Source organism: Agrobacterium sp. 719_389 (assembly GCF_900188475.1).
GTDB lineage: Bacteria > Pseudomonadota > Alphaproteobacteria > Rhizobiales > Rhizobiaceae > Agrobacterium > Agrobacterium radiobacter.
Map to the genome: position 1 here is coordinate 135,826 of NZ_FYEM01000010.1, position 13,253 is coordinate 149,078.

Below are 13,253 nucleotides of genomic sequence, written 5' to 3' on the forward strand. Positions count from 1 at the left end.
ATTTCTTGCACCAAAACCTGAGCTGCGGCGTCTCTGACGCATGAAACCAACCGGAACCCTGCATGACCCATGTTCTTTATCTCGCGCATGATCTGTCGGACCCCGCCATTCGCCGGCGGGTGCTGACCTTGCTTGCGGGCGGGGCACGGGTCACGCTGGCCGGTTTTCGGCGCGGGCAGAACCGGCTGGCGGAGATTGAAGGCGTCGTGCCCGTTGTGCTCGGGGAAACCGCCGACGGGCAGTTTCTGCAGCGCATGGCGGCGGTGGCGAAAGCCAGCCTCTCGCTGGGCAAAACCCTGAACGACATCCCCGCGCCCGATGTCATTCTTGCCAGAAACCTGGAAATGCTGGCTTTGGCAAAGCGGGCCATGTCGATCTATGCCGGGCAGCCGGCGCTGGTTTATGAATGTCTCGACATTCACCGCCTGCTTCTCAACAAGGGCAAGCCCGGGCAGATGCTGAATGCCGCCCAGCGTTATTTCGCCCGCGACGCGAAGCTGCTGATCACCAGTTCTCCAGCCTTCGTGGAGCATTATTTCAAGCCCGTGTCGGGCCTCGACCTTCCCGTCCTGCTGCAGGAAAACAAGGTGCTGGCGCTCGACACCGCCGTTGCCGCCGCCCCGCAACCGCGCCCGCCCGCCCCCGGCGAGCCGTGGAAAATCGGCTGGTTCGGCGCGCTTCGCTGCCGCAAATCACTTGAGATCCTCGCCGAATTTGCCGGACGCATGCAAGGCAGGGTCGAAATCATCCTGCGCGGCCGACCGGCCTATTCGGAGTTTTCAGATTTCGACGGTTTCGTAGCCGCCGCCCCGCATGTGCATTTCCACGGGCCTTACAAGAACCCCGAAGACCTCGCCGCCATCTATAACGATGTGCAGTTCACCTGGGCGATCGACTTTTTCGAGGAAGGCCAGAATTCGAGCTGGCTTCTGCCCAACCGGCTTTATGAGGGCTGCCTTTATGGCACCCTGCCGATTGCGCTTGCCGGCACGGAAACCGCGCGTTTCATCGAAAAGCGCGATATCGGCTTTGTCCTGCCAAATGCCGGCGCTGACGATCTCGCCGCCCTGTTTGCGGAGATGAACCCGCAAATCTATGCGGACGCCTTCAACACCCTCTCGACAACAGACAGGAAACAATGGCTGACCGACCGCGACGATTGCCGTCAGCTGGTCCAGCACTTGTCCTCTTTCGCCAAATCCGCCTCCGGCCACGCCCGCGAAGCGCAGTTTTCACCCGTGTAGTGCGTAGGGGGCAAATCATGGAAGGTCTTGGTCATTCCGGCATCAGAACGCTGATCGTCATACCCTGCCTCAATGAGGCGAAGACGATCGAGGGGCTGCTTGTCAAATTTACCGGTGCGATGCAGGGACGTCTCTTCCGCATCGTGGTTGCTGATGGCGGCAGCACGGATGGGACCCGCGATATCGTTTCCGCCTTTGCCGCAAAGGACGATCGCGTCACGCTTCTCGCCAATCCGAAGCGCATCCAGAGCGCCGGCATCAATCTTGCCGTCGCCACCTTCGGCGAGGATTTCGATTACCTCATCCGCATCGACGCCCATGGCGATTATCCCGATGATTATTGCCAGCGGCTGATCGAGGATGCGGAACGCACCGGTGCGGATTCCGTCGTCGTCGCCATGGATACGGTCGGCCACGGCCTGTTCCAGAAGGCGACGGCCATCGCCCAGAACTCCAAGCTCGGCAATGGCGGCTCCAAGCACCGCGAGGGCGCGAAAGGCCACTGGATAGACCACGGCCACCACGCGCTGATGCGGATCGCCGCTTTCGATGCGGTGGGCGGTTATGACGAGAGCTTCAGCCATAACGAGGATGCCGAACTGGATTTCCGGCTGCGCAAATCCGGTTTCCGCATCTGGATGACCGACAAGACCCGCATGACCTATTATCCGCGCGCAAGCGTCATGCCGCTCTTCAGGCAATATCTCGCCTATGGCCGCGGCCGGGCGAAGAACCTCCTGAAACATCGCTCGATCCCGAAAATCCGCCAGATGATTCCGCTCGCCGTCCTGCCGGTTTTCATTCTCGCGCTGCTGTCGCTCGTGCATTGGGCCGCACTTATTCCGCTCGGCCTCTGGATCGCCGCATGTGTGGGTTATGGCTTGTGGATGGCAATAGGTCAGCAAAACCCATACGGCCCGCTCGCCGCCTTTTCGGCGATGGTGATGCATCTGGCCTGGTCCACCGGCTTCTGGCTGGAACTCCTGAAATTCCGGGGAAGAAAGGCTGTCTCATGACCGACAACACCGTCACCGGCACGCAAAATCTCAAGACCGTCGATATCGGCATCTGCACCTACAGACGCCCGGCGCTCGTCGCCACACTTCTGTCACTCTTCGAGCTGGACGTGCCGGAAGGCGTGAAAGTTCGCCTGATTGTGGCCGATAATGACGAGGAGCCGAGCGCCAAGGCAAGCGTCGATCGCCTGCGTGAAACCGCGCCCTTCGAGATCACCTATGTTCATTGCCCGAAATCGAATATTTCGATTGCCCGCAATGCCTGCCTGTCGGAATGCCAGGCGGACTATCTGGCCTTCATCGATGATGACGAGACCGCGCCGCCGCATTGGCTGGCCGCCCTTCTGGAAAAAGCCGACGAGACCGGTGCGGAAACCGTCCTCGGCCCCGTAACGGCGGTTTACCGGGACAATGCGCCGGGCTGGATGAAACGCGGCGATTTCCACTCGACAGTTCCGGTGTGGGTGAATGGCGAGATCATCACCGGCTATACCTGCAACACGCTGCTCAAGATGGATGCGCCTTCGGTGAAGGGCCGGCGCTTCGCGCTGGCGCTCGGCCAGAGCGGCGGCGAGGACACTCATTTCTTCTCGCATCTTCACGCCGCCGGCGGCCGCATTGTCTTTGCGGAAGAAGCCGTCTTGTCGGAACCGGTTCCGGAAAATCGGGCAAGCTTCATGTGGCTTGCCAAACGCCGCTTCCGCTCCGGCCAGACGCACGGCCGGGTGCTGGCTGAAAAGAAACCGGGTGCACGCCGTGTGGTTCAGGTGCTGAAGGCCGGTTCGAAAGTGCTGTATTGCGGCGTATTCGCCGCCTTGAGCGGTTTCAACGCCGTGCGCCGCAACCGTTATGCGCTGCGTGGCGCGCTGCATATGGGTTCGATGAGCGGCGCCTTCGGTGTGCGCGAAATCCGCCAGTATGGCGCGGTGGAGGCGACCTGATGGAAAATCTCACCTCCCCGCCCGATATCAGCTTCGTCATCGCCGCCTATAACGCCGCCGATACGATCGAAGCCGCCGTTCAAAGCGCGCTCGACCAGCAGGGTGTGACGCTGGAGGTTATCGTCGTCGATGACCGTTCCGCCGACGATACCATCCCCTTCGTTGAGGCGATTGCCGCCATCGACCCTCGCGTCCGCCTGCTTGCGCTGGAAGAAAACCGCGGTCCGGGTGGTGCACGCAATGCCGGCATCGAGGCCGCGACGGGACGCTGGATCGCCGTGCTCGATTCCGACGACGTCATCCGCCCGGAGCGTTCCGCCTGCATGATGTGCCGGGCGGACGCCGCCAATGCTGACATCGCTGTCGATAATCTCGACGTGGTCTATACCGACGGCAGACCGATGGAGACGATGTTTCCGGAAGAGTTTCTGGAGGAACGATCCGCCCTCACGCTCGAGGACTTCATTTCCTCCAACATCCTGTTCCGTTCCACCTTCAATTTCGGCTACATGAAACCGATGTTCCGGCGCGATTTCCTCAATAGCGAGGCACTGCGCTTCCGCGAGGATATCCGCATCGGCGAGGATTATATCCTGCTCGCCTCGGCGCTCGCCGCCGGCGGCCTCTGCGTCATCGAACCGAAGCCGGGTTACATCTACAATATCCGCGAAGGCTCGATTTCGCGCGTGCTTGAACTTCATCACGTCGAAGCGATGATGCGGGCGGATCAGGAATTCCTGAGCCACTACACTTTGCTGCCCGCCGCCATGGATGCGCAGCAGGCGAGAAGCCGCAGCCTGCGGCTGGCGCATAATTTTCTGACATTGGTGGAAAACATCAAGAGCCGCTCGGTACTCGGCGCCTTGAAGACCACAATTCGAGATCCGGCCGTGCTGGGGCACTTAAGAATGCCGATTGCAGTGCGGCTGAGGAGGCTGCGGGACGCGATGTTTGCGCCCGGAGCGAATACAGGGGTGAAAAGACAGATTTCGTGAAATTGACGCGTAGACGAAATCTGCGCGGGGACTGGGGACAGATCAAACCTTGATGAAGGAGAACGCGATGGACCTGAACAAAACTGTCAGAAAAGCCGTCATTCCCGTAGCTGGCAACGGCACACGGTTTTTGCCCGCCACCAAGGCGATGCCAAAGGAAATGCTGACGATCGTGGATCGTCCGGTCGTGCAATATGCCGTTGACGAAGCCATGCAGGCCGGCATCGAGCACATTATTTTCGTCACGAGCCGCAACAAGACCGCCATCGAAGACTATTTCGACAGCGCGCCGGAACTCATCAATACGCTCACCCGCTCCGGCAAGACCGTGCAGGTGCTGCAGCTTGAAAAGATGCTGCCGGTTGCCGGCACCGTCAGCTATACGCGCCAGCAGGTGCCGCTTGGTCTCGGCCACGCCGTCTGGTGTGCGCGCGAACTGGTGGGCAAGGAGCCTTTCGCGCTGCTTCTGCCTGACATGGTGTCCTATGGCGCACGCGGCTGCATTGCCGGGCTGATGGAGCTTTACGATGAAGTCGGCGGCAATATTCTCGGCGTCGAGGAATGCCTGCCCGAGGAAGTATCGTCCTATGGCGTCGTCGGCGTCGGCCAGAAGGTCAATCACGGCTTTGCGGTCACCGAAATGGTCGAAAAGCCGGAACCATCCAAGGCGCCTTCGAATTATTACCTGAATGGCCGTTACATCCTGCAGCCGGAAATCTTCGACATCCTCGCCAAGCAGGAGCGCGGCGCGGGCAATGAAATCCAGCTGACCGACGGCATGAAACGGCTTGCGGAAAAGCAGTCTTTCCATGCGCAGAAATATAGCGGGCGCACCTTCGACTGCGGCAGCAAGCAGGGCTTCATCGCCGCAAACGTCGCCTTCTCGCTGCTGCGCGCGGACATGGAGGCCCAGGTTCTCGCTTCGGTGAAGGAACTGGTGGCGAACCACGAAAGCCGCGTCCAGGCGGCCTGATTTTAATCGCGCCGCCGGGGGGAGGCGGCCGGCGCACCAATAACGGGAGGCGGGAAGGCGAGTTTGCTCGGCTTCCCGCGTACCATTTTTAATTCACAAGGTAGGTCCATGCACCACAAGACCTTTAAATCCAATATCGGTTTTCCGGAGTCCGGCAAGGATTCCGACACGTTCATCGACCTCGACCGCCTGTGGGCCGCCGTGGTGCGTCGTGCCAATGTCATTGCCGCCTCCGTCATTGCAGCCGTGGTTCTGGCCGGCCTTTATCTGGTGCTTGCGACCCCCGTTTACACCGCGATGACGCAGGTGCTGCTGGATGAAAGCCTTTCCCGTTATGCGGAAGAGGAATCGCCGGTGCCCGCCGCCCAGATCGTCGACAACCGTATCGCCAGCGCCGTGGAAATTTTGAAATCCAAGGAAATGGCGCTGACAGTGGTCGACAAGGCGAGACTCGATGAGAATGACACCATCGTCAATCCACCGATGTCGCCGGTCGAACTCGTCAAAACCTCCGTGCGTGGTATCCTTGATCTCGTCCTGCCGGGCGATCCGCCCGTCTCCGAAGCCGCAATCCGCGCCGGACGCCGCGAAAAGGCCGCCGCCGTGCTGCAGCAGTCCTTGACGGTGGAACGTGTCGGACGCAGCTCGGTCATCGCCATTTCCACCCGCTCGACCGACCGCCAGCTGGCAGCGCAGATCGCCAAGACCTATGCGCAGGCTTACCTCACCGAACAGCTGAACGCCAATTTCGACGCTAGCGAGCGCGCTTCTGTATGGTTGCAGGAACGCATGACCGACCTCAACCAGCGCGCCCAGGCCGCCGAGCTTGCAGTTCAGAAATACAGGTCTGACAACAATATCGTATCCTCACGCGGTGAGCTTATGTCGGAAAGCCAGCTTGCCGATCTTAATGGCCAACTGATTTCCGCACAGGCGGATGCAGCTACTGCCTCTGCCCGCTACAGCCAGTACAAGTCGATTATCGACCGCGGGCCGGAGACAGCTGTCGACAATGCCGTCGTGTCGGCCCGTGATACCGACAACTCGGTCATTCAGGATTTGCGCAAGCGCTACATCACCATTTCCGACAGGCAGCGCGGCATCGTCCAGCAATTCGGCGCCGACCATCCGCAGGCGGCCGCGCTCGACGCCGAGAAAAAAGAGATTTCGCAGCAAATCTTCCAGGAATTGCAGCAGCTGACCGGCAGCTTCAAGAACGAGGTCGACGTTGCCAATTCGCGCGTGCAGTCGTTGCGTGACAGTATCGACAAGGTAGCTGGTCGCAATTCTCAAGCCAACATCACCATGGTGCAGCTGCGTGAACTCGAACAGCGGGCAACGGCGTTGCGCACGCTCTACCAGTCCTATCTCGGCCGCTTCGAGGAAGCGTCGCAGAAACAGTCATTGCCGATCGCCAAGGCGCGCATCATCTCCGAAGCGGGCCTGCCGACATCGCCTTCCAGCCCGAAAAAGACCATGACCATGGCGCTTTCGGTCGTTCTCGGCCTGATGCTGGGCGGCGGTATCGCAGCGCTTCTCGAGTTCCGGGATCGCTTCTTCCACACCGGCAATGACGTGCGTGACAATCTGCGCATGCGCTTTCTCGGCTACCTGCCCTTCATCGGTGAAAGGGGTGTGGAAAACGCCAAGGCCGGCACCAGCGCCGCCACCCCCGGCGGCGAACATGCCACGCTTGACGAAAGCGGGCAGGTCTCGTTCCAGAAAATGCTGCGCCTTGCCGTCGACAGCCCGCGCTCCAGTTTCGCGGAAACGCTGCGCAACGTGAAGCTGACCGCGGATGTCGTCATTCAGGAACGTCAATGCCGGGTCATCGGCGTCATTTCCTGCCTGCCGAACGAAGGCAAGTCGGTCGTGGCGCTCAATCTCGCCGGGCTGATCGCCTCCACCGGCAAGCGCACCCTCGTCGTCGATGCGGATATCCGCAATCCCGGCCTCAGCCGCATGCTGACGACACGGCAATCCGCCGGTCTGGTGGAAGTCGTGCTCGATGAAATTCCGTGGACGCAGGCGGTAAAGGTCGATACGCGCACGAAAATGGGCATCCTGCCGGTTTCGACCAGCAACCAGTTCGCCCATTCGAGCGAGTTGCTCTCTTCCTCCGGCATGCGCAAATTCATCGATTCTGCCCGTGAGGCCTGCGATTACATCATCGTTGACCTTGCGCCCGTCGTCCCTGTCATCGACGCCAAGGCCTTTGCACCACAGGTGGACGGTTTCGTCTTCGTCACCGAATGGGGCAAGACGCCGATCCAGATGGTGCAGAACCTGATGGCCAACGAGCCGCAGATCGCCAACAAGACGCTCGGCATCGTGCTCAACAAGACCGACATGACGGAACTGCAGCGTTATGCCGGCCCCGGCGGTTCGGAGCATTATCACGAGAAGTTCTCGGCCTATTATGGCGATGCGAAGCCGCCGGTGAAGGAAGAGGCGTAATCGTGAAACGGCCCGGTGAAAACCGGGCCGTTTTATTCTGTGGAAGATTCGAACGATAAACCCATGGCATTGCCCCCCGAAATTGCGCATTGATGGCGGAAAGCCAACCGCAAGCAGGACCAATGCCATGCCATCACCCATCGCCTTTGTTTCACGGATGAATGCGGAGACGGAAGCCGTCTGGAAACAGGCGCTGCGCGCCGCCATGCCGCAGGAGAACATCCTCTCCTTCTCCGAATTGACGGGTGAACAGCGACGGGCAGTGGATTTCGCCATCGTCGCCAATCCCGATCCGGCCGACATTGCGGCACTTCCGGGCCTCACATGGATTCACAGCCTGTGGGCGGGCGTCGAGCGGCTGGTGCTGGAGCTGGGCGACAAGGCTCCCCCCATCGTCCGGCTGAAGGACCCGGAGCTTTCCCGCGTGATGGCCGAAGCCGCGCTGGCATGGACCTATTATCTGCAGCGCGACATGCCGGCCTATCGTGAAAACCAGCAAAAGGCCGTCTGGCAGGAGCTGGACTACCGCCATCCCGGCGAGATGACCATCGGTCTCCTCGGCCTTGGAGCGCTTGGCACCGCTGCAGCCGAACGCCTCATCCATGCGGGCTTCAACGTCGCCGGCTGGAGCCGCTCGGCCAAGGTGATCGAAGGCGTGGAAACGCTGACCGGCGATGCCGGGCTGCAAGCCCTGCTGGAAAAAAGCGACATTCTCGTCTGCCTCGTCCCGCTCACCGACGCGACGCGTGGCCTTCTCGATGCTGGCCGTCTCGCCGCAATGAAACAGGGGGCGGCGCTCATCAATTTCGCCCGCGGTGCGGTCATCGTCGCCAACGACCTGATCGCGGCGCTCGATGCCGGCCGCCTTTCGCATGCCGTTCTCGATGTCTTCGAACAGGAGCCGCTGCCGACGGCTTCGCCATTCTGGCAGCACCCGAAAGTCACCGTTCTCCCGCATATTTCCGCGCCGACAAGCCGGGAGAGTTCGGCCCGGATCGTCGCGGGCAATGTCCGCGTATGGCGTGAGACCGGCAGGCTGCCGGAAACGGTTGACATGATCAGAGGTTACTAAGCCGGCCACGAAGCGGCAGGCGGACTATTCCGCCACCGCGCTCTTTGCCGTGTGGGCCTGTTCGACGGCCGAGACGATCTGCTGTTCGTCATAGGGCTTGGTCAGCAGCACCGCGCTTTCGGGCGCCCCTTCCGGCAGATGGCTGTCGCCCGTCGCAAACACGATGGCAAGCCCCGGCTTGCGGCGCAGAGCCTCCACCGCTAGCTCGCCGCCCTTCATGTCTGGCAGACCGAGATCGGTGACAAGAACGTCTATGGGATCAGCCTCGATCACCTTAAGGGCCTGGGCCGCATTTTCGGCCTCGACGACCGCAAAGCCGCTATCCGACAGCATTTCCGTCGAATTCATCCGGATCAGCTCGTCATCTTCGACCAGAAGGACACGTATGGACTGGTTTTCGTTTTCGACAGTCCTCACCGGTTCGGAAGGCTTGGAATAACCCGGCGCAGCTGCCGGCCGCGCTCTCGACAGGGAAACCTGCTTGCGGTTGGCAATCACATGGCGGATGCGCCGCGCCAGCGCTTCGCGCGTATAGGGCTTGGAGAGAAGCTCCACCCCGGCATCCAGCTTGCCGCCATGCACGATGGAGTTTTCGGTGTAACCGGAGGTGAAGAGAACGGCGAGATTGGGCAGCCGTTCCTGTGCGCGGCGCGCCATTTCCCGACTTTTCAAAGGCCCCGGCATTACCACGTCGGTGAAGATGACATCGATCGGAATGCCGCTTTCCACCACCGTCAAACCGGCCTGCGCATCACGGGCGGTGAGCACGCGGTATCCGAGATCGCTCAGCGTCTCGACGACGGTGTTGCGCACTTCCTCGTCGTCTTCCACCACAAGAATGGTTTCCGTTCCGCCCTCCACCGGGCCGGTCGGCATCACTACTTCCCGGTCCTCATCGGCGGCGGAGCGCGGCAGATACATCTTCACCGTCGTGCCCTGCCCCACCTCGCTATAGATGTTGACGTGGCCGCTGGACTGTTTTGCAAAACCATAGACCATCGAAAGGCCGAGACCGGTGCCCTTGCCCTCCGGTTTGGTCGAAAAGAACGGCTCGAAGACCTTCTCAAGGATTTCCGGCGACATGCCCGAACCCGTATCGGTGACGGCGAGCATGACATATTGCCCCGCCGAAACCTCCGAATGCTTGCGGGCATAATCGCGGTCAAGCACCGCATTGCCCACTTCAATGGTCAGCTTGCCTTGCCCTTCCATGGCGTCGCGCGCATTGATGGCGAGATTGAGAAGCGCATTTTCCACCTGGTTGGGATCGGCATAGGTATTCCAGAGGCCGCCCGAGGTGATGACCTCCACCTCGATCGCCTCGCCGAGCGAGCGGCGAAGCAGATCGTCCATGCCGGTCACAAAACGGGAAATATTGATGACGCGCGGTTCCAGCGCCTGGCGGCGGCCGAAGGCCAGCAGCTGGTTGGCCAGCTTTGCGCCGCGATGGACGCCGGCCAGCGCATTTTCCAGCCGCCTTTCAGCGCGCTCATTGCCGCTCACATCCTTGGAGAGCAGTTGCAGATTGCCGCCGATCACCTGCAGCAAATTGTTGAAATCATGCGCGACGCCGCCGGTCAGCTGGCCGATGGATTCCATCTTCTGCGCCTGTTGCAGGGCCTTTTCGGTCTGGCGGCGCTCCGCCATTTCCGCTTCGACACGGGCTTCAAGGCCTTCATTCAATTGCCGAAGCTGCTCTTCCGCCCGGATGCGGTGGCGAATTTCGCGCTCGAGATTGCTGGCGTGTTCCTTGAGCGTATCCTCGGCACGCCGCTGCTCGGTTATGTCGGTGTGGACGCCGACCCATTCCGCAATCGCGCCGGACTTGCCAAAAATCGGCACGCCGCGGATCGAAAAAGTACGGTAGACGCCGTCATGACGGCGCACGCGGTGCTCCCAGACATAGGTCGACTTTTCCGCGACCGCGCTGTTCCAGCTTTCGACAGACCCCTGCCTGTCCTCCGGGTGGACGGCGTCCGCCCAGCCAAAACCCTGATATTCTTCCGGCGTCTGGCCCGTCAGCGTGGCCCAGGCAGGCTGCTCGCCCAGCATCCTGCCATCGGCGCTGTTGGTCCACAACACGCCGTGCACCGCATCCACCGCCGCACGGAAACGGTTGTTGCTGATGAGGATTTCCTGTTCCGAGCGCTTGCGGTCCTCGATATCGATGATCAGCACATAGATGCCATCGATGGAGCCATCCGTAATATAGCGCGGCACATAGCGGATTTCGGCGGCGCGCATGGTGCCGTCTGGCCTGTGGATCACGGTGTCGGAAACGATCTTTTCACCGGCGAGCGCGCGGTCCAGATAGGCCCTGCGCGCCTCGAAAAACGCCTCGCCGACGATTTCGGGAACGCTGCGGCCAATCACCTCGTCGGCGCGGCGGCCAAACCATTCCAGATAGCCGTCATTGGCGAATTTATAAACGTAATCACGATCGACATATCCGACCAGAATGGGCAGGGCATTGGTGAGCCGGCTTAGTTCCTTGCGGCTCTGCTCCAGCGCCTCCACGGCCTTCACCTTGTCGGTATTTTCAAGCACGGTGCATAAAACGCCGTCCACCGTGCCGCCCTCATTGTAGATCGGCGTGTAGAACAGATCGAAGATCACCTCTTCCGGCAGGCCATGTCGCATCAGCGTCATCGGCTGGTCGCGATAGGCCATGACCTCACCGCGAAAACCGGCTTCGAGAATACGGCTGTTCCAGTCCCATATTTCCGGCCAGATGCCGGGCACCGTTCCGCCCAGTGCCTGCGGGTGATAATTGCCGGCGATCTCCGCATAGCCGTCATTGTAGATCATCACATGATCCTTGCCCCACATCAGCACCTGCGGAATGGGGGAATTGACGACTGAATTGGCTTTTTGCCTCAGATTTTGCGGCCATTCGCAAATAGGACCGAGCGATGTCTTCGACCAGTCGAAGCGGCGCACAAGCTCACCCGTTTCACCACCACCGATCGGCCATACCGGGGCAGCACGAAGATTGGTCATTCAACATCACCACAAAAACCGAGAGAAAATCTCCCGTAATACAGAACAGGATAAAAGTCCAAGAAAACAGAAACTTCCGCTTATTGTTCCCAAGCTTTTGAGAAAATTGAAAAAGTTCCATCACTGCGTAAATGTCGCAGGACGAGTACAAAACCATCAGACATTTCAGCACCTTCGTGCCAGAACTTTCTCTAATATATCCCCGCGATCCCGCCTTCGTTTGACGATTGCCATCCTCAATACGCCAGAAATTGCCGCAAACGGGATGGCGACAAAGGAATTATTAAGCCTCAATAAGGGTGCTGGCGGTCGCGGTGCCGTCGGCGCCCGGGTCTTCGCCACACCGCGACCAGAGGGAACAAAAATGAAAATACTTTTGGGTGCCACAATTCTTTCCGCCGGCTTCGCCTTTTCAGGCGGCGCAGCCTATGCCGCCGACTGCGGAAACGTGACAATCGCCAGCATGAACTGGCAATCCGCCGAAGTTGCCGCCAATCTCGATAAATTCATTCTTGAAAAGGGCTATGGTTGTTCCGCCGAAATCGTGACCGGCGACACCGTGCCGACATTGACCTCCATGGCCGAAAAAGGCCAGCCGGATATCGCGCCTGAGGCCTGGGTCAGCCTGCAGCCGGAAATCGTCAAACAGGGTCTGGAAGGCGGCAAAGTGGTCGCGGCCGCAAAAATCCTCTCCGATGGCGCTGTTCAGGGCTGGTGGATTCCGAAATACGTCGCCGAAGCCAACCCCGATCTCAAGACCATTCCTGATCTCTTCAAACACCCCGAACTCTTCCCGTCGCCCGAAGACAAGTCCAAGGGCGCTGTGTTCAACGGCCCGCAGGGCTGGGGCGGCACTGTCGTTACCGCGCAGCTGTTCAAGGCTTTCGGCGGTGAAAAGGCCGGCTTCACCCTCGTCGACACCGGTTCCGCTGCCGGCCTCGACGGTTCCATCGCCAAGGCTTACGAAGCCAAGCAGCCCTGGGTCGGCTATTATTGGGCGCCCACCTCGCTTCTCGGCAAATACGAGATGGTGAAACTCGGTTTCGGCACCGAATATGACGCGGCCGAATGGAAGCGCTGTACCTCCGTCGCCGATTGCGCTGATCCCAAGCCGAACGCCTGGCCGATAGACGACGTGCAGACACTGGTGAGCAAGACATTTGCCGATCGTGCCGGCCCCGCCATGGATTATCTCAACAAGCGCGCCTGGACCAACAGCACAGTCAACAAGCTGATCGCCTGGATGACGGATAACCAGGCGACCGGTGAAGATGGCGCCAAGCAGTTCCTGAAGGAAAACGAAGCTCTCTGGAAGGACTGGGTTTCTCCCGAGGTCGCGGAAAAGGTCAAGGCCGCCCTTTAAAAACCGGTCCTTACATACCTGCCCGGCAACCGGCGTTCGCCAGCGGCGACGCCGCACCGGCTCCGAAACGCCCAAGGCTTTCGGTGGCGATGCGCCGGTTCAGCAGAGCGTTCCGCCCTGCATCCTGAAGGATGCGCGGCGCTCTGGCGATTTTACTCCCGGAGCGCGGAGGATATCGATTCCCGCCTCCGG

Annotated in this window: 9 protein-coding genes; 8 read left to right on the plus strand and 1 reads right to left on the minus strand. The window is 60.4% G+C overall.

Annotated elements, in window-relative coordinates; all coding sequences use genetic code 11:
• The first annotated feature begins 62 nt into the window (after window positions 1–62).
• The 7 genes from CFB10_RS18770 (at window position 63) to CFB10_RS18800 (ending at window position 8,698) form a co-directional block, all read left to right on the plus strand.
• Window positions 63–1,244 (plus strand): glycosyl transferase family 1, encoded by a 1,182-nt coding sequence (locus CFB10_RS18770; protein ID WP_020010041.1) that lies wholly within the window; start codon window positions 63–65, stop codon window positions 1,242–1,244.
• Window positions 1,245–1,261: 17 nt separating this feature from the next.
• A complete protein-coding gene (locus tag CFB10_RS18775; protein ID WP_020010042.1) occupies window positions 1,262–2,260 on the plus strand; it encodes a glycosyltransferase family 2 protein in 999 nt (332 codons plus the stop codon).
• Window positions 2,257–3,201 (plus strand): glycosyltransferase family 2 protein, encoded by a 945-nt coding sequence (locus CFB10_RS18780; protein WP_020010043.1) that lies wholly within the window; start codon window positions 2,257–2,259, stop codon window positions 3,199–3,201. Before CFB10_RS18775 ends, CFB10_RS18780 begins: the two co-directional genes overlap by 4 nt.
• The gene (locus tag CFB10_RS18785; protein ID WP_020010044.1) at window positions 3,201–4,196 is read left to right on the plus strand and encodes a glycosyltransferase family 2 protein; all 996 of its coding nucleotides are present in this window, start codon (window positions 3,201–3,203) and stop codon (window positions 4,194–4,196) included. The genes CFB10_RS18780 and CFB10_RS18785 overlap by 1 nt, the downstream gene beginning before the upstream one ends.
• Window positions 4,197–4,263: 67 nt before the next feature.
• Window positions 4,264–5,169, plus strand: a complete 906-nt coding sequence (locus CFB10_RS18790) for a UTP--glucose-1-phosphate uridylyltransferase (RefSeq protein WP_026363575.1) — start codon at window positions 4,264–4,266, stop codon at window positions 5,167–5,169.
• Window positions 5,170–5,277: 108 nt separating this feature from the next.
• Complete coding sequence (locus CFB10_RS18795; protein ID WP_020010046.1) at window positions 5,278–7,626, plus strand: polysaccharide biosynthesis tyrosine autokinase; 2,349 nt, start codon at window positions 5,278–5,280, stop codon at window positions 7,624–7,626.
• A gap of 127 nt (window positions 7,627–7,753) precedes the next feature.
• A complete protein-coding gene (locus CFB10_RS18800) occupies window positions 7,754–8,698 on the plus strand; it encodes a glyoxylate/hydroxypyruvate reductase A (protein WP_026363576.1) in 945 nt (314 codons plus the stop codon).
• Window positions 8,699–8,722: 24 nt separating this feature from the next.
• Here the strand turns inward: CFB10_RS18800 and CFB10_RS18805 are convergent, their stop codons facing one another.
• Window positions 8,723–11,698, minus strand: coding sequence for a PAS domain-containing protein (locus CFB10_RS18805; RefSeq protein ID WP_020010048.1), 2,976 nt, complete (start codon window positions 11,696–11,698; stop codon window positions 8,723–8,725).
• Between the two features lie 364 nt (window positions 11,699–12,062).
• On the opposite strand from CFB10_RS18805, the gene CFB10_RS18810 reads away from it, so the two are divergent.
• Window positions 12,063–13,061 carry an ABC transporter substrate-binding protein gene (locus CFB10_RS18810; protein WP_020010049.1) on the plus strand — a complete coding sequence of 333 codons (999 nt, stop codon included), beginning with the start codon at window positions 12,063–12,065 and terminating at the stop codon, window positions 13,059–13,061.
• Window positions 13,062–13,253: the final 192 nt, after the last annotated feature.